19 protein-coding genes are annotated in these 22896 nt (G+C 72.7%); 17 read left to right on the top strand and 2 right to left on the bottom strand.

The features are described from left to right. Positions 1-16: 16 nt before the first annotated feature. Complete coding sequence (locus tag O7617_RS00625) at positions 17-1036, bottom strand: helix-turn-helix domain-containing protein (protein WP_282260776.1); 1020 nt, start codon at positions 1034-1036, stop codon at positions 17-19. A gap of 89 nt (positions 1037-1125) precedes the next feature. On the opposite strand from O7617_RS00625, the gene recN reads away from it, so the two are divergent. The 9 genes from recN to O7617_RS00580 all read left to right on the top strand — a co-directional run bounded on the left by recN (position 1126) and on the right by O7617_RS00580 (position 13951). Beyond that, positions 1126-2883, top strand: a complete 1758-nt coding sequence (gene recN / locus O7617_RS00620; protein ID WP_282264939.1) for a DNA repair protein RecN — start codon at positions 1126-1128, stop codon at positions 2881-2883. A 119-nt stretch (positions 2884-3002) separates the two neighbouring features. Next, positions 3003-4181 (top strand): putative cytokinetic ring protein SteA, encoded by a 1179-nt coding sequence (steA, locus tag O7617_RS00615; RefSeq protein WP_282260774.1) that lies wholly within the window; start codon positions 3003-3005, stop codon positions 4179-4181. A gap of 27 nt (positions 4182-4208) precedes the next feature. Beyond that, a complete protein-coding gene (locus O7617_RS00610) occupies positions 4209-5153 on the top strand; it encodes a copper transporter (protein ID WP_282260773.1) in 945 nt (314 codons plus the stop codon). A 73-nt stretch (positions 5154-5226) separates the two neighbouring features. Further along, positions 5227-6093 carry a hypothetical protein gene (locus O7617_RS00605; protein WP_282260772.1) on the top strand — a complete coding sequence of 289 codons (867 nt, stop codon included), beginning with the start codon at positions 5227-5229 and terminating at the stop codon, positions 6091-6093. Between the two features lies 1 nt (position 6094). Next, positions 6095-7783 carry a lipid II flippase MurJ gene (locus tag O7617_RS00600; protein WP_282260771.1) on the top strand — a complete coding sequence of 563 codons (1689 nt, stop codon included), beginning with the start codon at positions 6095-6097 and terminating at the stop codon, positions 7781-7783. Next, complete coding sequence (locus tag O7617_RS00595) at positions 7780-8949, top strand: glycosyltransferase family 4 protein (RefSeq protein ID WP_282260769.1); 1170 nt, start codon at positions 7780-7782, stop codon at positions 8947-8949. The genes O7617_RS00600 and O7617_RS00595 overlap by 4 nt, the downstream gene beginning before the upstream one ends. Next, positions 8949-11354 carry a hypothetical protein gene (locus O7617_RS00590; protein ID WP_282260767.1) on the top strand — a complete coding sequence of 802 codons (2406 nt, stop codon included), beginning with the start codon at positions 8949-8951 and terminating at the stop codon, positions 11352-11354. The genes O7617_RS00595 and O7617_RS00590 overlap by 1 nt, the downstream gene beginning before the upstream one ends. Before the next feature lie 163 nt (positions 11355-11517). Next, a complete protein-coding gene (locus O7617_RS00585; RefSeq protein ID WP_282260766.1) occupies positions 11518-13269 on the top strand; it encodes a CTP synthase in 1752 nt (583 codons plus the stop codon). A 76-nt stretch (positions 13270-13345) separates the two neighbouring features. After that, positions 13346-13951, top strand: a complete 606-nt coding sequence (locus O7617_RS00580) for an NUDIX hydrolase (protein WP_282260765.1) — start codon at positions 13346-13348, stop codon at positions 13949-13951. An 87-nt stretch (positions 13952-14038) separates the two neighbouring features. On the opposite strand, the gene O7617_RS00575 is transcribed toward O7617_RS00580, so the two are convergent. Further along, complete coding sequence (locus O7617_RS00575) at positions 14039-14311, bottom strand: TM2 domain-containing protein (protein WP_282260764.1); 273 nt, start codon at positions 14309-14311, stop codon at positions 14039-14041. 293 nt (positions 14312-14604) lie between these two features. On the opposite strand from O7617_RS00575, the gene ald reads away from it, so the two are divergent. The 8 genes from ald (at position 14605) to der (ending at position 22684) form a co-directional block, all read left to right on the top strand. After that, on the top strand, positions 14605-15720 hold the full coding sequence (gene ald, locus O7617_RS00570) for an alanine dehydrogenase (RefSeq protein WP_282260763.1): 1116 nt from the start codon (positions 14605-14607) through the stop codon (positions 15718-15720). A gap of 38 nt (positions 15721-15758) precedes the next feature. Next, complete coding sequence (locus tag O7617_RS00565; RefSeq protein WP_282260762.1) at positions 15759-16724, top strand: site-specific tyrosine recombinase XerD; 966 nt, start codon at positions 15759-15761, stop codon at positions 16722-16724. A 180-nt stretch (positions 16725-16904) separates the two neighbouring features. Continuing rightward, positions 16905-17828 carry an AAA family ATPase gene (locus O7617_RS00560; RefSeq protein WP_030334877.1) on the top strand — a complete coding sequence of 308 codons (924 nt, stop codon included), beginning with the start codon at positions 16905-16907 and terminating at the stop codon, positions 17826-17828. A 41-nt stretch (positions 17829-17869) separates the two neighbouring features. Further along, positions 17870-18787: a segregation/condensation protein A gene (locus O7617_RS00555; RefSeq protein WP_282260761.1), complete on the top strand. Its 918-nt coding sequence runs from the start codon at positions 17870-17872 to the stop codon at positions 18785-18787. After that, positions 18780-19610, top strand: coding sequence for an SMC-Scp complex subunit ScpB (scpB, locus tag O7617_RS00550; RefSeq protein ID WP_282260760.1), 831 nt, complete (start codon positions 18780-18782; stop codon positions 19608-19610). Before O7617_RS00555 ends, scpB begins: the two co-directional genes overlap by 8 nt. Next, positions 19597-20367 carry a pseudouridine synthase gene (locus tag O7617_RS00545; RefSeq protein WP_282260758.1) on the top strand — a complete coding sequence of 257 codons (771 nt, stop codon included), beginning with the start codon at positions 19597-19599 and terminating at the stop codon, positions 20365-20367. The genes scpB and O7617_RS00545 overlap by 14 nt, the downstream gene beginning before the upstream one ends. Before the next feature lie 197 nt (positions 20368-20564). Then, positions 20565-21284: a (d)CMP kinase gene (gene cmk, locus O7617_RS00540; protein ID WP_282260757.1), complete on the top strand. Its 720-nt coding sequence runs from the start codon at positions 20565-20567 to the stop codon at positions 21282-21284. Then, complete coding sequence (der, locus tag O7617_RS00535; RefSeq protein ID WP_282260756.1) at positions 21281-22684, top strand: ribosome biogenesis GTPase Der; 1404 nt, start codon at positions 21281-21283, stop codon at positions 22682-22684. Before cmk ends, der begins: the two co-directional genes overlap by 4 nt. Positions 22685-22896 lie beyond the last annotated feature (212 nt).

The following is a 22896-nucleotide window of genomic DNA, read 5'->3' as shown; positions in this document are numbered from 1 at the left end:
CGGCGGGCCCGACGCGTCAGAGCCAGCCGCGGCGGGCGACCTGGAACGCCAACCCGGGTCGGGTGTCCACCCCGGCGGCGGCCATCAGGTCGGCGATGCGTCGTTGCACGGTGCGGCGGCTCACCCCGAGCTGCGAGGCGATGGACTTGTCGGGTACGCCGGCCACGAACAGCGACAGCAGCCGCGCCTCGTCGGCGTCCGGCTGGTAGCCGTCGCCGGGGCGGTCCTCGGGGTCCGGCCGCCGCCCCTCGGTGGCGGCGACGGTGAGGGGGTCGTCGAGCCGCAGTCTGGTGGCCACCCGCCAGTGGCTCTCGAAGAGGGCGAGCAGCGCGTCGAGCAGTTGGCTGCGGCCGATCACGGCGGCGCTCGGCTCCCCGCCGTCGCGGTCGGGCACCAGCGGGCAGATGGCCGTGCTGGCGTCCACGATGGCCAGTCGGACCGGCAGTCGGTCGAGCACCCGGGCTTGTTCGCCGGCGGCGACGCCCTTGGCCAGGTCGGCGAGGGCTCCCGGTTCCAGCAGCAGGTCACGTTCGTAGATGGCCCGGTAGCTGACCCCGCGGGCCAGCGCGTCGAACTCCTCGACGTTCTCCGGCCCGGCCATGGCGAGGGGGTTGGCCCGGCAGAACCACAGCACCTCGGTACGCGCCGAGTTCTGCAGGTCGCGCAGCCGGTCGCGGAGGACCCGGGCGCCGGCGATCACCTCGACGAGATGGTCGACGTGGTGTCGGCGCAGCCCGGACCGGTACTCCTCGGCCAGTTGGGTGACCCGCCGTCGGGCGGCCTCCAGGTCCTCCTGGCGGCGCAGCAGCGCCCCGCCGAGGGCGACGTCCGGTGCGGTCGGACGCAGCGGCGCGTCCGGGTCGACGTCGGTGGGTTGCACCAGCCCCTTGGCGCGCAGCGTCTCGACCTGGGCGAGAACCTGCTCGCGCGGTCGGTGCAGACGACGGACCAGGTCGTCGACGCGCGCCGCGGTGAGCTGGAGCAGGCAGCGGTAGAGCTCCTCCTCAGCCGAGGTCAGGCCGATCACGTCCAACACGGGGCAGAACTGTACGTCGGCCGGGTGTCGGCCGCGCCGGGGCCCGTCGGCTGGTCAACTGTCGGCCCTCGCGTCTACTGTCGGTGGCTGTGCTGGAAGAGCTGCGTATCACCGGACTGGGCGTCATCGAGGACACCACGCTGCCGTTGACCGGCGGCATGAACGTCATCACCGGCGAGACCGGTGCGGGTAAGACGATGGTGGTCACCGGCCTCGGCCTGCTCTTCGGCGGTCGGGCCGACGCCGGTCGGGTTCGTGCCCAACCGGGCCGGGCGGTGGTGGAGGGGCGGTTGCGCCTGCTCGGGCGGGTCGCCGACGCCGTGCACGCGCGGATCACCGAGGCCGGTGGGGAGCCCGACGAGGACGGCTCGGTGCTGCTGAGCCGCACGGTGACGGTGGAGGGGCGCTCGCGTGCCCATGTCGGTGGCCGGAGCATGCCGGTGTCGATGCTCAGTGAGGTCGGCGAGCAGGCGGTCGCGGTGCACGGGCAGTCCGACCAGTTGCGGCTGCTGCGTCCGGCCGAGCAGCGGGCGGCGTTGGACCGGTTCGCCGGTCCCGCGCACGAGAAGCTGCTCGACGCGTTGCGGGAGGCGTACACGGGGTGGCGGCGGGTGGTCGACGACCTGGCCGACCGGCGGCGCAACGCCCGCGAGCGCAACCAGGAGGCCGATCTGCTGCGGCTGGGCCTCGACGAGATCACCCGGGTCGATCCGCAGCCCGGTGAGGACGACGAGCTGAAGACCGAGGCGCAGCGGCTGGAGCACGCCGAGGGGTTGCGCACGGCCGCGCAGATCGCCCAGCAGTGTGTGGCGGGCGGTGCGGAGGCCACCGACGAGACGCCGGACGCGGCGTCGTTGCTGGGCACGGCCCGGCGGACTCTGGAGGCGCAGGCCGCCACCGACCCGGCGTTGGGTGAGTTGGCGTCGCGTCTGGAGGAGGCGGCGACACTGGTCACCGACGTGTCGGCGGAGCTGTCGGCGTACCTGGCGACGCTCGACGCGGACCCGGCCCGGTTGCAGCACGTCTACGAGCGGCGGGCGGCGCTGCGGGCGTTGACGCGCAAGTACGCCGACGACGTCGACGGGGTGATCGCCTGGGCGGATCGGGCGCGGACCCGGCTGTCCGATCTGGACACCTCCGATGATCTGTTGGACGAGTTGGAGCGGGAGGGTCAGCGGCTCGCCGTCGAGGTGGCCGACCTGGCCGGGCGGGTGTCGGCGTCGCGGCAGGAGGCGGCGATCCGTTTCGCCGACCAGGTGACGGTGGAGTTGGCCGGTCTGGCGATGCCGCACGCGCGGATCGAGGTGGCGGTGCTGCCGCGCCCGACGGGGCGTGCGGAGCCCACGCTGTCGGTGAACGGTGTCGAGGTGGGTGTCACGCCGGACGGTGGCGATGAGGTGGAGCTGCGGTTGTTGGCGCACCCCGGCGCGCCGTCGTTGCCGCTGCAGCGTGGGGCGTCCGGCGGTGAGTTGTCCCGGGTGATGCTCGCGATCGAGGTGGTGTTCGCCGGGTCGGGTGGGCCGCCCACGTTGGTCTTCGACGAGGTCGACGCGGGTGTCGGTGGTCAGGCGGCGGTGGAGATCGGTCGGCGGTTGGCCCGGTTGGCGCGCAGTCACCAGGTGTTGGTCGTCACCCACCTGCCGCAGGTGGCCGCGTTCGCCGACCGGCACCTGGTGGTGGCGAAGGACACCGGTGGCGCGGTGACGACGAGCGGTGTGCGGGTCGTGGAGGACACCGAGCGGGCGCGGGAGCTGGCCCGGATGCTGGCGGGTTTGCCGGATTCGGATCTGGGTATCGCCCACGCCGAGGAGTTGTTGGCCGTGGCCGCCAAGGAAAGGCGGTTGTGACGCCGCGTATTGTGAGCGCAAGCACACCGGCTTGTGCCGACGTGTGCTTCCCTGGGTAGGCGGCCCTGCTCAGGCATGTCGCGACAGAAAAGCCTGCCTCACATGCCAGGATGGTCACGATGCGTCTACCCACGTTGCGCCGGAACCGGAACTCCGAACCGGGCAGAGTCCTCGGCACCGCGCGCCTTGACCGCCGGACGAAACGCCTGGTCGGTCGGCTGCGCCCTGGTGACATCGCGGTGATCGACCACGTCGACCTGGACCGGGTGGCGGCGGATTCTCTGGTCGCTGTCGGTGTCGCCGCGGTGCTCAACGCCAAACCGTCGGTCTCCGGCCGTTACCCCAATCTGGGCCCGGAGGTCCTGATCGCCGCCGGCATTCCGCTCCTGGACGACCTGGGTGAGGGCGTCTTCGAGCGGATCCGCGAAGGCGACCAGGTGCGCATCGAGGGCAACACGGTCTTCGCCGGTGACGAGCCGGTGGCGCACGGCAGCCTGCAGGACGCCGAGTCGGTCGCGAAGTCGATGGCCGATGCCCGGGAGGGGCTGTCGGTGCAGTTGGAGGCGTTCGCCGCCAACACGATGGACTACCTCCGCCAGGAGCGCGACCTGCTGCTCGACGGTGTGGGCGTGCCGGACATCGAGACCCAGATGCAGGGTCGGCACTGCCTGATCGTGGTGCGCGGTTACGACTACAAGGCCGACCTGGACGTGCTGCGCCCGTACATCAGGGAGTTCAAGCCGGTCCTCATCGGTGTCGACGGCGGCGCGGACGCGCTGGTCGAGGCCGGGTACACCCCGGACATGATCATCGGCGACATGGATTCGGTCACCGACGACGTGCTGCGCTGCGGTGCCGAGGTGATCGTGCACGCGTACCCGGACGGGCGTGCGCCGGGTCTTCCCCGGGTCAACGGCCTGGGTGTGCCGGCGATCACGTTCCCGGCGGCGGCGACGAGCGAGGACCTGGCGATGTTGCTCGCCGACGAGAAGGGCGCGTCGCTGCTGGTCGCGGTCGGCACCCACGCCACCCTGGTCGAGTTCCTCGACAAGGGGCGCGGCGGAATGGCCTCGACGTTCCTGACCCGGCTCAAGGTCGGTGGCAAGCTGGTCGACGCCAAGGGTGTGAGCCGGCTCTACCGGCAGAGCATCTCCGGTTCGTCGCTGCTCCTGCTGGTGTTGTCGGCGATCGCGGCGATGGCGTCCGCGGTGGCCGTCTCCACCGTCGGGAAGGCGTACCTGGGCGTGGTCGCCGAATGGTGGGACAATTTCGTGTTCCAGCTGTACCGGCTCTTCTAGTTCCCGACCGATCAAGAGGCTGCAAGCGTGATCAACTTCCGCTACCACGTGGTGTCCCTCACCGCGGTCTTCCTGGCTCTGGCGATCGGCCTGGTGGTCGGCACGGCCGCTCTCAACGGCCCCGTCGCCGACTCGCTGGAGGGGCAGGTCACCGGTCTGCGCAAGGACAACCAGCACTGGCGTCAGACGGTCAGCAACATGGAGAAGCAGCTCGGGCTGGAGGAGGAGTTCGCCGAGGAGGTGTCCCAGGTCGTCCTGCCGGGCACCCTCACCGGGCGTCGGGTGGTGGTGCTCAGCCTGCCCAACGGTCGCGACCACACCGAGGGCGTGCTCAAGAAGCTCCAGCTCGCCGGGGCCACCATCACCGGTCGGGTCGACCTGCAGGACAAGTTCGTCAACCCGGACAACAACTCCAACCTGCTGGAGTTGGCCGTCACCGCGGCCCGTCCGACCGCGCAGACCACCGGCCTGCCGGGTAACGGTCACGGGGTGGAGACGTCCAGCGCGCTGCTGGCCAGCGTCCTGCTGGACCGGGCCCAGGGCGTCGCGCCGGTCAGCGACGCCGACCGGCGGGCGGTGCTCGCCGCGTACAACAACGCGGGTTACCTGACCACCGACAGCAACAAGGTCACCGGCTCGGCGGAGGCGGTCGTGGTGGTCAGCGGTCAGCCGTACGTCGACAAGGACTCCGAGAAGCGGGACGAGTCGGTGGTCAAGATCGCCGAGCAGTTCGACCGGACCGGTTCGATCGTGGTCGCCGGCAACGGCTCCGTCGGCGGCAACCTGGTGTCCGTGGTCCGGGGTGACCCGGTGCTCGCCCAGACCATCTCGACCGTCGACAACGCCAACACCGGGCAGGGTCAGTTCGTGAGCGCCCTCGCCCTGGTGCAGCAGCTCGTCGAGAAGAAGGCCGGGCAGTACGGCGTCGGTGACAACGCCGCCTCCGGGCTGTTGCCTAGACTGCCCCAGTGAGCGAACGACGTAACCGGGTGTCCGGATCCGACGTAGGTGGGCGGGCGAGCGTGCGGTGCGGCGGGGTGGCGGCATGAGCACGTTGGGTCGGCTGCTGCTCGCCGGCGCCGGCGCGGCGGTGGCCCGCTACGCGCTGCGTGAGGTCCGCAGCTCGCCGGCGGGGCCGGCGTTGGAGCGCACCAACTTCCGTGGCCGCACGGTCAGCCTGGCCGCCGGTCCGGCGCTGGCCGGGGGCGCGGCGGCCGTCGGCGCGTTCGGTGCGACCGGCGGCGCGTCCGGTGGGGCGGCGGTGGTCGCCGGTCTCGGTGCGGGCGCCGTCGGTCTGTACGACGACGTGGTCGGCGCGCGGCCGGAGCAGAAGGCGGCGAAGGGCTTCGCCGGGCACCTCGCCGCGTTGCGCGAGGGGCGGGTCACCGCCGGTCTGGTCAAGGTCGCCGGGGTGGGCGCCGCCGGGCTGGGCGCGGCGGCGCTGCTGGCCGCCGACCGCCGGGTCGCGGCGCATCCGCGTCGGCAGCGTCACGGCGCGTTCGGTCGGGGCGTCGACGTGCTCCTCGGCGCCGGGGTCATCGCCGGCACGGCCAACCTGCTCAACCTGCTCGACCTGCGACCGGGTCGGGCGATCAAGTCCGGTCTGCTGCTCGCCGCGCCGTTGGCCGGTGGCCCGCACGGCGGGATCGCCGCGGGCGCCGCCGGAGCCGCCGCCGGTCTGCTCGGCGACGACCTCGCCGAGGACGTGATGCTCGGCGACAGCGGCGCGAACGCGCTCGGGGCGGTGCTCGGTGTCGCGCTCGCCGCCCGTACCGGCCCGCTCGGGCGGGCGGGTCTGCTCGCGGTGCTGGCCGGGCTCACCGCCGCCAGCGAGAAGGTCAGCTTCACGGCGGTGATCCAGCGGACCCCGGGGTTGCGGGAGCTCGACGCACTGGGCCGACGCGCCGACTGACGTGACCCGACCGGCCCCCCTCGTCGGCGCCGGCCGGTTGGCCGGGGCAGCCGCGCTCATCGCCGTCCTCACCGTGGCCAGCCGGCTGGCCGGTTTCGGCCGCACCGCCGTGTTCACCTGGACCCTGGGGACCACCGATCTCGGTGGTACCTACGTGGTGGCCAACGCGGTACCGAACTTCATCTTCGAGATCGTCGCCGGTGGGGCGCTGGCCAGCCTCGTCGTGCCGCTGCTGGCCGGGGCGGTCGCGGTCGGTGACCGGGCGACCGTCGCCCGGACCACCGGTGCGCTGCTGACCTGGACGCTGGCCCTGCTGGTGCCGCTCGCGGTGCTGGTGGTGCTGCTCGCCGAGCCGGTGGTCGAGTCGCTCGGGCACCACCTGACCGCCGCCCAGCAGCAGAGCGGCATCCGGATGTTGCGGGTCTTCGCACCCCAGTTGCCGCTGTACGGGGTGGGCATCGTGCTCACCGGGGTGCTCCAGGCACACCGGCGCTTCGCCTGGCCGGTGCTCGCGCCGCTGCTGTCCAGCCTCACCGTGATCGTCGTCTACCTGGGGTTCACCGCCACGCAGGGCCGCAACGCGACAGTCGGCGGGGTGAGCCCCGGTGGCGAGTTGCTGCTGTCGGCCGGCACGACACTCGGTGTGGTGGTGCTGTCGTTGTCCCTGCTCGTCCCGGTCAGCCGACTGCGCCTGGGGCTGCGGCCCGGGTTCGGGTTCCCGGCCGACGCGCGGGCCCGCGTCGGCGGGCTGGCGGTGGCCGGCGCGGTCACCGTCACCACGCAGCAGATCGCCCTGATCGTCAGCCTGAACCAGGTCACCGCCGGTGCGCGGAGCAACCCGGGTGTCTACAACCTGGCACAGACCGTCTACCTGTTGCCGTGGGCGGTGCTGGCGGTGCCGCTGGCCATCGCGGCGTACCCGACGCTGGCGGCGGCGCGGGCCGCCGGTGACGAGGACACCTACCGGGCGACGTTGGCGCCGGCCGTGCGCGGGGTGCTGCTGTTCAGTTGCCTCGGCACCGCGGCGTTGATCGGCACCGCCGGCCCGGTCGGGCACTTCTTCTTCCCGGCGTCCACCGCGTCCACGGCCGCCGCCGCGATCATCGGGTACGCCCCCGGCCTGGTCGGTTACGGGCTGTTCGCGGTGCTCACCCGGGCGCTCTACGCGCGGGGGGAGACCCGGGCGGCGACCGCCGCCACCGCTGTCGGTTTCCTGGTGGTGCCGGTCGTCGTCGTGCTGTTCGGCGCGTTGCTGCCGCTGCGGGACCGGGTGTTCGCGGTGACGTCGGCCAACTCGGTGGGGATGCTGGTGCTCGGGGCGTTGCTGCTGGTGGCGGTGCGGCGCAGCGCGGGTCGACCGGCGCTGGCCGGTGCGGCGCGGGCCTCGGCCGCCGGTGTGCTGGCCGGTGTGCTCGCCGCGCTCGCCGGGCTGGGCCTCGGCCTTCTGCTCGACGCGCCGGGCGGCGGCACCCCGACGATGGCGGCGGCACTCGGTCAGGGCATGCTGTCCGGGGCTCTGGTTGGGGCGGTGTTCCTCGCCGTGCTCTGGTTCGTCGACCGGCGGGACGTGGCGCCACTGCTCGCCGGGGTGCTGCGGCGGCTGGGTCGGCGCGGGCCGCGGGGTGGCGGTCCGACGCCCGGTGCGGTCTCCCCGGAGCGGGGCGATGGGAAGGAGACGGCGACGCGATGACTGAGCCAGCTCTGTCCGCCGGGTGGTCGGGCACCGTCGCGTTGGTGCTCGCGTCCAGCACCGGCGGGGTCGGCCAGCACGTCCGGTCGGTGGCCCGTGGCCTCGTCGCCGGGGGCGCATCCGTCCTGGTCTGCGGACCGGCGGCCACCCAGGAGCAGTTCGACTTCACCGCTGTCGGCGCGCGTTTCGAGCCGGTGGAGATCCCGGCCAGCCCGACGCCGGCCGACACCCGGGCGGTGCTCACCCTGCGCCGGGTCCTCACCGCCACGCGGGTCGACGTCGTGCACGCCCACGGTCTGCGGGCCGGGTTGGTCGCCGTGCTGGCCCGTCCGGCCGCGCCGCTGATCGTCACCTGGCACAACGCGGTGCTCGCGGGCGGCCTGCGCGGCGGGGTGTCCCGACTCGTGGAACGCGTGGTGGCCCGGGGTGCGCGGGTGGCCCTCGGCGCGTCCATGGACCTGGTCTCCCGAGCCGCCGCGCTGGGTGCCGCCGACGCCCGGCTCGCCCCGGTCGCCGCGCCGACGCTGCCCGCGCCACGTCGACGTCCGGCGGCGGTCCGCGCCGAGTTCGGGGTGCGCCCGGACCAGCCGTTGATCCTCTCGGTCGGTCGGCTGCACCCGCAGAAGCGCTACGACGTGCTGATCGACGCGGCGGCCCGCTGGCGGACGCGTACCCCACCGCCGGTCGTGGTGATCGCGGGCAGTGGGCCGGCGTATCTGCCGCTGGCCGCGCGGACCTCGGCGGCCCGCGCCCCGGTGACCCTGCTGGGGCACCGCACCGACGTGGCCGACCTGCTCGCCGGTGCCGACCTCGCGGTGGTGACCAGCGACTGGGAGGCCCGGCAGCTCTTCGCGCAGGAGGCGTTGCGCGCCGGCGTACCCCTGGTCGCGACCGCTGTCGGCGGGCTGCCGGACCTGGTCGGCGACGCCGCCACGCTGATCCCCGCCGGGGACGTCGACGCGGTCGACGCGGCGGTCCGGGCGCTGCTGGACGACCCGGCGGCCCGGGCCGAGCTGGGCCGCCGTGGCGCGGAACGAGCCGCGACGTGGCCGACCGAGACGGACACCGTGGCCGTGCTGGCCGCCCTCTACGCCGAGCTGGGCGCCGACCGCGGCGGCCCGGCAGCCACCCCGGGCTCCGACGCCCCCAGAACGGGACACCGGTGATGCTGCGCCGAATCACCCCCGCCCTGCTGACCATCCTCGTGGTGTCGCTGGGCGTCGCCGCGCTCGCCGCCCGCCCGCCGCAGGACAGCCCGCGACGCACCGCCGACTTCGTGGTGCTCGCCGGGATCGCGGGTTTGCGGTGGGAGGACGTGGATCCGCAGCGCACCCCGACGTTGTGGCGGATGGCCCAGGAGGGGTCGATCGGCTCACTGTCGGTGCGCTCCGCGCATCGACCCACCTGCCCGGTGGACGGCTGGCTGACGCTGGGTGCGGGCAGCTTCGCCGCGTGGAACGGCAGCCGGTCACCGGACGGGTGTCCACCGGCCGGGGTGACCGTCGAGCAACCGGACGGCATCGGCGCGAACCTGCCGGACCAGGAGAGCGTGGTCCAGTACAACCAGCAGCGCCTGCCGTGGGGGGCCCTGCCCGGTTCGTTGTCGGAGTCGGTGCGCTGCTCCGTGGCGGTGGGCCCGGGTGCGGCGGTGGCCGCCGCGCGTCCGTTCGGCCGTGTGGACAGGTACGCCCCGGCGTTGCCCGCCGACCCGCGGACGCTGCTCGGTTCCTGCGTGCTGAGCATCGTCGACCTCGGCACCGTCGAGGGGACCGACCCGGCGACCCGTGCCGAGGAGGCCCGGGCGGCGGACGCGCAACTGGCCCGGGTGGTGGCGGCCCGGCCGCCGCGGTCGTTGGTGCTGGTCGCGGGGATCTCCGACACCGCCCAGCCGTCGCGGCTGCACGTGGCGGTCGCCGACGGGCCGGGTTGGGAGCGGGGGTGGCTGACTTCGGCCAGCACCGGCCGCGACGGTTACCTGCAACTGGTCGACCTCGCGCCGACCGCTCTCGCCGCGCTGGGTCGGCCGATGCCGGAGCGGCTGTTCCTGGGCCGTCCGGCGGTGAGCACCGGTGGGCGTCCCGCCGATCTGGCCGAGGCGATCGACGCACCGGCCGACGCCGATCGGGAGGCCGCCGCGCAGCGTGAGGTCTCCGGGGTGTTCTTCACGCTGCTGGCCGGGGTGCAGGTGCTGTTGGCGGTCGGGGTCCTGCCGTTGCTGCGCCGGGCCCGCCCGCACACCGGGCCGACCGGCCCGAATCCCGTCTCCCGGCGGGTCACGGCGGTGGTGGAGCTGCTGCTCGTCGCCGTGGCGTTGACGGTACCGGCGGCGTTGCTGGCCGACGCGGTGCCCTGGTGGCAGGGCGACCATCCCGGGTGGATCTTCGCGGGGGTGACGGCGCTGCTGGTGGCCGCGGGCACCGCGGCGGTGCGGTTCGCCCCCGGGTACGCGGGCACCCTCGGGCCGCTGGGTGCGGTGGCCGGTCTCACCACCCTCGTCGTCGGGTTGGACGTGCTCACCGGGGCCCGCCTGCAGCTCAACGGTGTGGTCGGGTATTCCGCGTTGCAGGGCGGCCGGTACTCCGGGCTGAGCACCGTGGGGTTGGGGGTGTTCCTCGCCGGTGCGTTGCTCGCCGGGGGTTGGCTCGCCCAACGGGTGCACCGGGGTTGGCGGCCGGCGGTGACGGTGGCCGTGGGCGGTCTCGCGGTGGTGGTGGTCGGCAGCGCGTTCCTGGGCGCCGATCCGGTCGGCGCGATCGCGCTCACCGCCGGGGTGAGCGTCGCCGCAGTGATCAGCGCGGGCGGCTGGTTGACGATCAGCCGGCTGGCGTGGGCCAGCATGGCCGCCCTGGCGGTCGGTATCGGCTTCGGTGTGGTGGACCTGCGTCGCCCGCCGGCGGAGCGGGGGAACCTCGGGCGGTTCCTCTCCGCGCTCGGCGACGGCACCGGCGGGTTCACCGTGCACCGGTCCAGCACGGAGAACTTCGAGACGTTGGTCAACAGCCCGCTGACCGTGCTGGCGGTCGCCGCCGGGTTGCTGGTGTGGTTCGCCCTGTTGCAGCCCTGGGGTGGGCTGATGCGGTTGTTCGGCATCTACCCGGCGGTGCGGGCGGCGATGGCCGGGACGGTGGTCGCCGCGGTGCTCGGTGGTCTGCTCGACGGGGCGGCGCTGGACGTGCTGGGCGCCGCCGCCGCGTTGGTGGTGCCGATGGCCGTCCTGGCGTCGCTACGGGTGCTGGGGCACGCCGCGGACCGGACCCGTCCGGTTCCGGGCCGGTTCCGGGAGAGCGGCGCCGACGACGACTCGGGCTCCGGCGGGGTCTCTCCGACCGGCGGCGGTGACGGCCCGACCGGGGGTGGGCCGCTGGGTGCGGCCCATCCCCGGCCGATCAGCGGCCCGCCCGCGAGCGCCCCACCGGTGGTCACGAACCCGGACGCCGTGACCGATCGTGCCGCCGACGCCGACGCCGACGCCGACGCCGACTCAGACGGTCTGGCGGAACCGGCCGGGGGCGGGTCCGTCGGGCCGCCCCGACAGGTCACCCGGTCGTCGAGCGGGGTTGCCGCCTCCTGAGCGCCGGACCTCGTCCGGATGACCCGCAGGTGTCGTAGCCGGGGTGCGGCCTGCGAGTACCCGCCTGGGAGGTGTTACCGTCGAATCCCGTGGATCGCGTGATCACTTTGCTGATCGAGCACGGCGGTCTGCATGACCGCGACAGACGACACGGGAGCAGGCCTTGGCCCCATCAGCACGGACGACCAGGCACATTTTCGTCACCGGGGGCGTCGCCTCCTCGCTGGGCAAGGGCCTCACCGCCTCCAGCCTCGGCAACCTGCTGACCGCGCGCGGTCTGCGCGTGGTGATGCAGAAGCTCGACCCCTACCTGAACGTCGACCCGGGGACGATGAACCCGTTCCAGCACGGTGAGGTCTTCGTCACCGAGGACGGCGCGGAGACCGACCTCGACGTCGGGCACTACGAGCGGTTCCTCGACCGGGCGCTGTCCGGCAAGGCGAACGTCACCACCGGTCAGATCTACTCCGACGTGATCGCCAAGGAGCGGCGCGGCGAGTACCTGGGCGACACCGTCCAGGTCATCCCGCACATCACCAACGAGATCAAGTCGCGGATCCTGGCGATGGCCGACCCGGACGAGGACGGTCAGCTCCCCGACGTGGTGATCACCGAGGTCGGCGGCACCGTCGGCGACATCGAGTCGCTGCCGTTCCTGGAGGCGATCCGCCAGGTCCGCCACGACCTCGGCCGGGACAACTGCTTCTACCTGCACGTCTCCCTGGTGCCGTACCTGGCGCCGTCGGGTGAGCTGAAGACCAAGCCGACCCAGCACTCGGTGGCGCAGCTGCGCAACATCGGTATCCAGCCGGACGCCATCGTGTTGCGCTGCGACCGGGAGATCCCGGTGAAGCTCAAGGAGAAGCTGTCGCTCTACTGCGACGTGGACGCCGAGGCGGTCGTCGCCGCTCCGGACGCCCCGAGCATCTACGACATCCCGAAGGTGCTGCACCGGGAGGGCCTCGACGCGTACGTGGTGCGTCGGCTCGGCCTCTCCTTCCGGGACGTGGACTGGGCCAGCTGGGACGACCTGCTGGAGCGGGTGCACCGCCCTCGGCACACGGTCACCGTCGCGGTGGTCGGCAAGTACGTCGACCTGCCCGACGCGTACCTGTCGGTGAGTGAGGCGATCCGGGCGGCCGGCTTCGGTCACCGGGCCCGGGTGCAGCTCAGGTGGGTGCCCAGCGACGAGTGCGTCACCCCGGCCGGTGCGGCGGCGGCCCTGGCGGGCGTCGACGGGATCCTCATCCCCGGCGGCTTCGGCGTGCGCGGCATCGAGGGCAAGATCGGCACCGCCCGGTACGCCCGGGAGAACGGCATCCCGCTGCTCGGCCTGTGCCTCGGCCTGCAGTGCATGACCATCGAGGTGGCCCGTCACCTGGCCGGTCTGGACGGCGCGAACTCGGCGGAGTTCGACGAGAAGGCCACGCACCCGGTGATCGCCACGATGGCCGACCAGGAGGACATCGTCGCCGGCAAGGGCGACCTGGGCGGCACCATGCGGCTCGGGGCGTACCCGGCGACGCTGACCGAGGGTTCGCTCGTCGCCGAGGCGTACGGCAGCACCGAGATCAGCGAGCGGCACCGCCACCGCTACGAGGTCAACAACGCGTACCGGGACGCGCTGACGAAGGCCGGTCTGCACATCTCCGGCACCTCGCCGGACGGTCGGCTGGTCGAGTTCGTCGAGTTGGACCGTAGCCTGCACCCGTTCTTCGTGGCCACCCAGGCGCACCCGGAGCTGAAGAGCCGTCCGACCCGTCCGCACCCGCTGTTCGCGTCGTTCGTCAAGGCCGCGGTGGCGTACTCGCAGGCCGACCAGCTGCCCGTCGACCTGGACGCGACGGCGGAGGCCCCGACGACGCGCAAGGCCGCCCGCAACGGCGCCGCGACGAAGGCCGCGTCGGCGTCGTGAGCGAGCGCGGCGAGCGAATCATCAGGCTCAGCAGCGTGGCGCCTCGCGCCGTCGTCGAGCGCATCGAGGCGACGGCGTGAGCGGGGTGGAGCACCGCTACGAGGTGCGGTCCCGGCAGGAGCGCTACCGGGGGCGGATCTTCGACGTGGTCACCGAGGAGGTGACCATGCCGGGCGGCGGGACCGGGGTGCGGGACCTGGTCCGGCACGTCGGTGCGGTGGCCGTGGTGGCGCTCGACGACGCCGGTCAGGTGGTGCTGATCCGGCAGTACCGGCACCCGGTGGGGCGGCACCTGTGGGAGCTGCCCGCCGGGCTGATGGACGTCTCCGGTGAGGAGTTGCCGGCCGCCGCGTTGCGGGAGCTGGCCGAGGAGGCGGATCTCACCGCCGGCCAGGTCGACGTGCTCGTCGACCTGCACAGCTCGCCGGGGTTCACCAACGAGGTGGTGCGGGTCTTCCTGGCCCGGGACATCGGCGAGGTGCCGGCCGACGAGCGCCACGAGCGCCACGACGAGGAGGCCGACCTCCAGGTCGTCCGCATCGACCTGGACGAGGCCGTCGCGATGGTCCTGGCCGGTGAGATCACCAACGCGTCCGCGGTGGCCGGGCTGCTCGCCGCGGCCCGCTCCCGGGACACCGGTTGGTCGACGCTGCGTCGGGCGGACGCGCCGCTGCCCCGCTGAGCATCGCCGCCGGTTCGCACCGGTGAGGGAGTACGACGACAGGGGCCCCGCGGTCAGCCGCGGGACCCCTGTTCGTCGTCTGGTGGATCAGTCGCGCAGCGGTCGGCCCTGCGCGTCGGTGCCGCCGTTGACCAGGATGAGGATGCCGTCGATGAGGCCCCAGATGCTGCCGAAGCCGAGGGTGCAGACACTCACGACGAGCTGGAGGACACCGATCTTGATGTCGCCGATGTAGAACCGGCCGGCGCCGAAGAAGCCGAGCAGGATGCCGAGGACCCCGGCGACGACCTTGCTCTTGTCGGAGACGCCCTGCGGGTAGCCCGGCTGGGGGTAACCGGGCTGGTAAGGAGGAGTGGTCATGGGCGGACACACTAGTGATCCACTTGTCCGCTGTCCGCAGCGCCACCCGACAAGTGGGACGATGATGGTCGAACACTGTCCTGACGGCTGAGGCGACCATCCGCCGCCGAATCCGGTTCGATGCCTGACAGATCGTCAGGACACTCGGGCACCGGATGTCACTGTGCTGGCTCTCGGCGGCGCGGAGCACGCCTAGACTGCCGCCGGCGGGACCGGTGGACCGCGGTGGCAAAGGGGCCGCTGCGGCACCGAGCAGTCGGGGGAGAGCGGCCCCGAAGAGAGGTGTCTGCATCGTGAAGGTCGGAATCCCACGCGAGGTCAAGAACCACGAGTACCGCGTGGCGATCACGCCGGCGGGCGTCAACGAGTTCACCCGCAGCGGCCACCAGGTCTTCGTCGAGTCCGGCGCCGGTGAGGGCTCCAGCATCACCGACGAGGAGTTCGCCGCCGCCGGCGCGAAGATCCTGGCCACCGCCGACGAGGTGTGGGAGACCGCCGAGCTGGTGCTCAAGGTCAAGGAGCCGATCGCGGAGGAGTACCACCGGATGCGCGAGGGGCAGGTGCTCTTCACCTACCTGCACCTGGCCGCCTCCAAGGAGTGCACCGACGCGCTGGTCGACCGCAGGGTCACCGGCATCGCGTACGAGACGGTGGAGCTGCCCGACCGGTCGTTGCCGCTGCTCGCCCCGATGTCCGAGGTCGCCGGTCGGCTCGCCCCGCAGGTCGGCGCGTTCTACATGATGCGTACCGGTGGCGGTCGGGGTGTGCTGCCCGGCGGTGTCTCCGGCGTGTACGCGGCCAAGACCGTCGTCATCGGCGCCGGCGTGTCCGGCCTGAACGCCGCCGCGATCGCGCTGGGCCTGCAGTCCGAGGTGCTGCTGCTGGACAAGAACGTCGCCCGGCTGCGCGCGGCCGACGCCATCTACCGGGGTCACCTGCAGACCATCGCCTCCAACGCGTACGAGGTCGAGCGGGCCGTGCTCGACGCCGACCTGGTCATCGGCGCGGTGCTGGTGCCCGGTGCGAAGGCCCCGAAGCTGATCAGCAACGAGCTGGTCTCCCGGATGAAGCCGGGCAGTGTGCTCGTCGACATCGCCATCGACCAGGGCGGCTGCTTCGAGGACTCGCGCCCCACCACGCACGCCGACCCGGTCTACAAGGTGCACGAGTCGATCTTCTACTGCGTGGCGAACATGCCCGGCGCGGTGCCGAACACCAGCACCTACGCGCTGACCAACGTCACCCTTCCGTACGCCCTGGAGCTGGCCAACCAGGGGTGGCGGCAGGCGCTGCGCAACGACCCGGCGCTGGCGCTGGGCCTGAACACCCACGACGGTCGGGTCACCTACGGCCCGGTCGCCGAGGCGCACGGCATGGACGTGCTCCCGCTGACCGAGGTGCTGGCCTGAGCGGTGGCGAGCTGACCAGCGGCACGGACGCCGCCGGCGTGGGCACCGGGCCCGCGCCGGCGTTGCGCCGCGCCGTGCGCGGTTACCTCGACCACCTCACCGTCGAACGTGGCCTCTCCGCGAACACGCTCACCTCGTACCGCCGGGATCTGGACCGCTATCTGACGACGCTCGCCGACGCCGGGGTCGCCGACCTCGCGTCGGTCGGCCCCGGCCTGGTCGAATCGCACCTGGCGCGACTGCGCGCGGGCGACGACGCGCACCCGCCGCTGGCGGTCTCGTCCGCCGCCCGCGCGGCCAGCGCGGTGCGCGGCCTGCACCGCTTCGCGATGCGCGAAGGGCTGGCCGGGGCCGACCCCAGCCGTGACGTCCGCCCGCCCACCCCGCCGCGCCGGTTGCCCCGGGCCCTGCCGGTCGACGACGTGGCCCGGCTGCTGGACCTCGCCGGCCCGGTCGCCGCTACCGGCGATGACGCCCCCCGTGCGCTGCGGGACCGGGCGTTGCTGGAGTTCCTGTACGGCACCGGCGCGCGGATCTCCGAGGCGGTCGGCGCGGCCGTGGACGACCTCGACACCGACGAGGGCACCGTGGTGCTGCGCGGCAAGGGCGGCCGGGTGCGGCTGGTGCCGATCGGCGGGTACGCCGTCGACGCGGTCCGCGCCTACCTGGTGCGGGCCCGCCCCACATTGGCCGCCGCCGGTCGGGGAACCCCGGCGGTCTTCCTCAACGCCCGCGGCGGCGCGCTGTCCCGCCAGGGCGCCTGGGGCATCCTGCGGCGCGCCGCCGAGCGGGCCGGGCTGCCGGTCGACGGGCCCGCCGCCGTGTCCCCGCACACCCTGCGGCACTCGTACGCCACCCATCTCCTCGACGGCGGCGCCGACGTCCGGGTGGTCCAGGAGTTGCTCGGCCACGCGTCGGTGACCACCACCCAGGTCTACACGTTGGTCACCGTGGAGCGGCTGCGTGAGGTGTACGCCACCGCCCACCCACGCGCCCGCGGCTGAACCCGGTCGCGGTCGGACCCGACACGCCGGGCCGGTGCCGAACCCCCTGCTGGTCGGTGGCGTACAGTCGGCATCGGCGCGGACCTCCTGGAGCGACACGACCGGGGTGCGCAGCGGCGCCGCGAAGGACGTCGGACGGCTCCGACGCCGGGTGGGTCGTCGGGAGGGGGCAACGAGGACATGGCAGGCAACGGTGACCGTGCCGAGACCTGGACGTCGGAGCTCCGCGAGCAGCAGGCCACGCTCGGCGCGGATCTGGGTCCGGCGGATCCGGCCGCCTACACGATGCGCAAGCCCATCCCCGAGCCGATGCCCACCGACCGGCACGGCCCCGCGCGCATCATCGCGATGGCCAACCAGAAGGGTGGCGTCGGCAAGACCACCACCACGATCAACCTGGGCGCGGCCCTCGCCGAGTACGGCCGCAAGGTGCTGCTCGTCGACTTCGACCCGCAGGGCGCGCTCTCGGTCGGGTTGGGCGTCAACCCGCACAACCTCGACCTGTCCGTCTACAACCTGCTCATGCAGGACGACGTGACCGCCGAGGACGTCCTCATCAAGACCGACGTGGCGGGCCTGCACCTGCTGCCGGCCAACATCGACCTCTCCGCCGCCGAGATCCAGCTCGTCAACGAGGTGGCCCGGGAGATGGCCCTGGCCCGGGTGCTGCGCACGGTCCGCAAGGAGTACGACTACATCCTGATCGACTGCCAGCCGTCACTCGGCCTGCTGGCGATCAACGCGTTGACCGTCGCGCACGGTGTGCTCATCCCCCTCGAATGCGAGTTCTTCAGCCTGCGCGGGGTGGCCCTGCTGCTGGACACCATCGACAAGGTGCGCGAGCGGCTCAACTTCGACCTGGAGCTGGAAGGCATCCTCGCCACCATGTACGACAGCCGCACCACGCACTGCCGTCAGGTGCTGCAGCGGGTGGTCGAGGCGTTCGGCGACAAGGTCTACCAGACGGTCATCACCAAGACGGTGAAGTTCCCCGAGTCCACCGTGGCCGGTGCCCCCATCACGACGATGGACCCGGCGTCCTCCGGGGCACGTAACTACCGTCAGCTGGCCCGCGAGGTGATCGCCGCCCAGTCGGAGCGGTAGCCGGAACGCCCGGTGCCGCTGTCGTGGACTACGGTCGTGCGGTGACCGCGCCACCAGTTGACCCACCCGAGGCCGCCGCTGCGCCCGTGGTCGATGGTGTGCCGCCCGGCGACCCCGCCGCCACCGGGTTCACGGTGCGGCTGGCGAACTTCACCGGCCCGTTCGACCTGCTGCTGCAACTGATCGGCAAGCACAAGCTCGACGTCACCGAAGTCGCCCTGCACACGGTCACCGACGAGTTCATCGCCTACATCCGGGCCATGGGCGACGACTGGGACCTGGACGAGGCCAGCGAGTTCCTGCTCATCGCCGCGACCCTGCTGGACCTGAAGGCGGCCCGGCTGCTGCCCTCCGCCGAGGTCGAGGACGAGGCCGACCTCGCCCTGCTGGAGGCCCGGGACCTGCTCTTCGCTCGGCTGTTGCAGTACAAGGCGTACAAGGAGGCGGCGGCGCACATCGCCGAACTGGAGGCCGTCGGCGGCCGACGCTACCCGCGAGCGGTCAGTCTGGAACCCCGCTACGCGGAGGCGCTGCCCGACCTGGTGCTCGGCATCGGCCCACAGCGACTGCTGAAGCTGGCCGTGAAGGCGATGACCCCGAAACCGGTGCCCGAGGTGTCCATCGCCCACGTGCACATGGTCCGGGTCAGTGTCCGCGAACACGCCGCGATCCTCACCGACCGGCTGCGCCGGGCCGGCACGGCCACGTTCTCGCTGCTCTGCGCCGACTGCGAGGCCACCCTGGAGGTGGTGGCCCGGTTCCTCGCGCTGCTGGAGCTGTACCGGGAGGGCCTGGTGTCCTTCGTCCAGGAGCAGGCCCTGGAGGAGCTGACAGTGCGCTGGACCGGCCCGGCCGACGGGGACACCGAACTGCACGTCGACGAGTACGCCGGCACCCCGGCAGGGGAGACCGGCGGGCCGGACGGGACGGGAACCACGGAGGATGAGCGGGATGAGTGACGAGCAACGCCGGGACTCGCTGGCCGACCAGGCCGCCGCGTGGGTTCCCCCGTGGGAGCGCCCCCGGCAGCCCGCACCCGAGACCCCTGACCCTGAACTCGTCTCCGAGACCGCCGAACCCGAGGTCGCCGCCGAACCGGCCACGCCGCCCGGATCGGGCCAGGACGCCCCGGAGCCGGTCGCGGCACGGGAGACGGGCGGTGCGCGGGACGTACCCCCTCGGCAGGCGGCCGGGCGACGGCGGGTGACGGCCGCGCCGGAGCCCGCCCCGGAGCTGTCCGACGCCGAGCTGCGCGGCGCTCTGGAGGCCATCCTGCTGGTCGTCGACGAGCCGGTCAGCGAGCTGGTGCTGGCCCAGGTGCTGGAGCAACCGGCCGAGCGGGTCGGCCCGATGCTCGACGACATCGCCGCCGGTTACACCGCCGCCGGGCACGGGTTCGAGTTGCGCCGGGCGGCCGGCGGGTGGCGGCTCTACACCAGGCCGGAATACGCTACGTACGTCGAGCGGTTCGTTCTGGACGGGCAGTCCGTACGGCTGACCCAGGCGGCGTTGGAGACGCTCGCCGTGGTCGCCTACAAGCAACCGGTGACCCGTTCGCGAATCTCAGCCATCCGGGGTGTGAACTGCGACGGGGTCATCCGTACGCTGGTCACTCGCGGCCTCGTCGAGGAGTGCGGCACCGAAACGGACAGCGGGGCGTTCCTGTACAAGACCACCACGCTGTTCCTGGAGAAGCTCGGGCTGAACACCGTTCACGAGCTGCCGCCCCTCGCACCCTTCCTGCCCGACGACGTAGAAGAGCTTGCTGATGCGACCCGATAACCGTTCCCCCAAACCCGACGCCCCCGTCTTCGAGGGGGCGGAGCGCCTGCAGAAGGTGCTCGCCGCCGCCGGTGTGGGTTCCCGGCGCGCCTGCGAGGACCTGATCTTCCGCCGCCGGGTCACCGTGGACGGGCGGGTCGCCAAGCTCGGCGACAAGGTCGACCCGGCCACCGCCGTGATCCACGTGGACGGCGAGCGCCTCCAGGTCGACACCCGCCTGGTCTACGTGGCGATGAACAAGCCGCGCGGTGTGGTGACCACCATGGCGGACGACAAGGGCCGAAACGAGCTGGCCGAGTTCATCGGCAGGCGGCTGGACCAGCGGGTCTACCACGTCGGGCGGCTCGACGCCGACAGCGAGGGCCTGCTGCTGCTCACCAACGACGGCACCCTCGCCCACAAGCTCATGCACCCCTCGTACGAGGTGCTGAAGACCTACCTGGCCGAGGTGGTCGGGCCGATCCCGCGCAACCTGGGCAAGCGGCTCCTCGCGGGCGTCGAGCTGGAGGACGGGCCGGTCACTGTCGACTCGTTCAAGGTGGTCGGCACCCTGGGCAAGAGCGCCCAGGTGGAGCTGAGCCTGCACGAAGGGCGCAAGCACATCGTCCGGCGGTTGATGGACGAGGTCGGGCACCCGGTCACCCGTCTGGTGCGTACCTCGATCGGGCCGATCCGGCTGGGTGACCTGCGCACCGGGCGGATCCGGAGGCTGACCAACGCGGAGGTCGCCGCCCTGTTCACCGCGGTGGGTGACTGACCCCCGGTTCCGGGGTACGGCTGCCGGTAGGCTCCACCGACGGCCGGACGACGGCCGCTGGAGGTGGCGTGGGTCGCCTCCGGTGGCGTCGCGTGCGGGTCCGCCAGAGGGCCCGGGCATGATTGATGACGATTGACGAACCGCTTGCGGCGCCGAATCACCGGGCGATCCGTGAGGTACGGGCTGAGGAGGACACGGTGGAGGAAAACGTACGGGCCGGGCGATGTGTGGTCGCTGTGGACGGGCCGTCCGGTTCGGGTAAGTCCACCGTGTCGCGGCGGCTCGCCGCCGCCATCGGTGCGCGCTACCTGGACACCGGGGCGATGTACCGGGCGATCACGTGGGCCGTGCTGCGCTCCGGCGTGGATCTCACCGACGCCGCGTCGGTGGCCAAGGTCGCCGGCGAGGTGGATCTGCGCATCGGCACCGACCCCCAGGGGTACGCCGTGACCGTCGACGGCGTGGGCGTGGACGCCGACATCCGGGGCCCCGAGGTGACCGGGGCGGTCTCCGCGGTCGCCGCCGTGGCGGCCGTCCGTGAGCTGCTGGTCGCCCGGCAACGTGAGTTGATCGTCAACGCCGGTCGGATGGTGGTCGAGGGTCGGGACATCGGCTCGGTCGTGGCGCCGGACGCCGACCTGAAGGTCTTCCTCACCGCCTCCGAGGCGGCCCGCGCCGCCCGGCGCAGCGCCGAGGACGCCGCCGACGTGGCGGCCACCGCCGCCGACCTGGCACGCCGGGACCGGCTCGACTCGACCCGCAAGGTCAACCCGTTGGCGCAGGCCCCCGACGCCGTGGTGCTCGACACCACCGAGCTGGGCATCGACGAGGTCGTGGCCCGACTGCGCGACCTGCTCACCGAGCGGGGTGTGGACGTGTCTCATGGCGGTCCGGAGCGCAGCGGAGGAGCGGCATGAGCGATCCAGGTGGGTGGGTCGAGCTGCGGGAGCCCGACGTCGCCGTCGAGGAACCGAGCGGCCCGCAGCCGGTGGTGGCCGTGGTCGGTCGCCCGAACGTCGGTAAGTCCACTCTGGTCAACCGGATCATCGGCCGCCGCCAGGCGGTCGTCGAGGACGTCCCGGGCGTGACCCGGGACCGCGTGCCGTACGACGCGCAGTGGAACGGTCGGGCGTTCACAGTGGTGGACACCGGCGGTTGGGAGCCGGACGCGAAGGACCGCGCCGCGGCCATCGCGGCGCAGGCCGAGACGGCGGTCGTCACCGCCGACGTGGTGCTCTTCGTGGTCGACGCGATGGTGGGCTCCACCGACGTGGACGAAGCCGCGGTGAAGATGCTGCGGCGCAGCGCCAAGCCGGTGATCCTGGTGGCGAACAAGGCCGACAACAACTCCATCGAGATGGAGGCCACCTCGCTGTGGTCGCTCGGTCTCGGTGAGCCGTTCCCGGTCTCCGCGCTGCACGGGCGTGGCTCCGGTGACCTGCTGGACGCCATCCTCGCCGCGCTGCCGGAGGCGCCGACGATCGTGGAGAACCGTCCGCGTGGGCCGCGCCGGGTGGCGCTCGTCGGGCGGCCGAACGTCGGCAAGTCCAGCCTGCTCAACCGGTTCTCCGGAGAGGAGCGGGCGGTCGTCGACTCGGTCGCGGGCACCACTGTGGACCCGGTGGACAGCCTGGTCGACATCGGCGGGCAGACCTGGCAGCTGGTCGACACGGCCGGGTTGCGCAAGCGGGTCGGCAAGGCCAGCGGCACCGAGTACTACGCCAGCCTGCGTACCGCCGGTGCGATCGAGGCCGCCGAGGTGGCCGTGGTGCTGCTGGACGCCAGCGAGCCGATCAGCGAGCAGGACCAGCGGATCCTGACGATGGTGACCGAGGCCGGCCGGGCGCTGGTCATCGCGTTCAACAAGTGGGACCTGGTCGACGCCGACCGTCGGTACTACCTGGACAAGGAGATCGACCGGGAGCTGCGCCGCATCCCCTGGGCGATCCGCCTCAACCTGTCCGCGATGACCGGCCGCGCGGTGGACAAGCTGGCCCCGGCCCTGAACAGGGCCCTGGCGAGCTGGGAGACCCGGGTGCCGACCGCGCAGCTCAACCAGTGGTTGACCGCGCTGGTGCAGGCCACCCCCCACCCGGTGCGTGGCGGTCGGGCGCCGCGAATCCTGTTCGCGACGCAGGCCGGCGTGGCACCGCCCCGATTCGTGCTCTTCACCACCGGCCCGCTCGACGCCGGTTACCAACGCTTCGTCGAGCGCAAGCTCCGCGAGGAGTTCGGGTACGAGGGCAGCCCCATCGAGATCTCGGTCCGTCCGAGGAAGAAGCTCGGCCCCGGCGGTCGAGGCAAGGCACACGGCTGACGCGTCTGCAGTTCTGCTCCAGGAATGCCGGATGGGCGAGACTGCCCGTCCGGCATTCCTCCTACCCCACCCTCCTAGGACGGTTTAGGGAGTGTGAGGTGGCCAGGTGTGGGGTGGTCCGGTCGCTGCGTGGCGCAGGTGGGGCCTGTGCGAAAGGGGCGCGACTGCTGCGCTAAGCTGTACCGGCTGTCGCAGTGGAAAACCACGCGAGG

The sequence above is a fragment of the Micromonospora sp. WMMD1155 genome, assembly GCF_029581275.1.
Classification (GTDB): Bacteria; Actinomycetota; Actinomycetes; order Mycobacteriales; family Micromonosporaceae; genus Micromonospora.
Note: the sequence above shows the minus strand (reverse complement) of the source record. Positions and strands in the feature narration are given on the sequence as shown.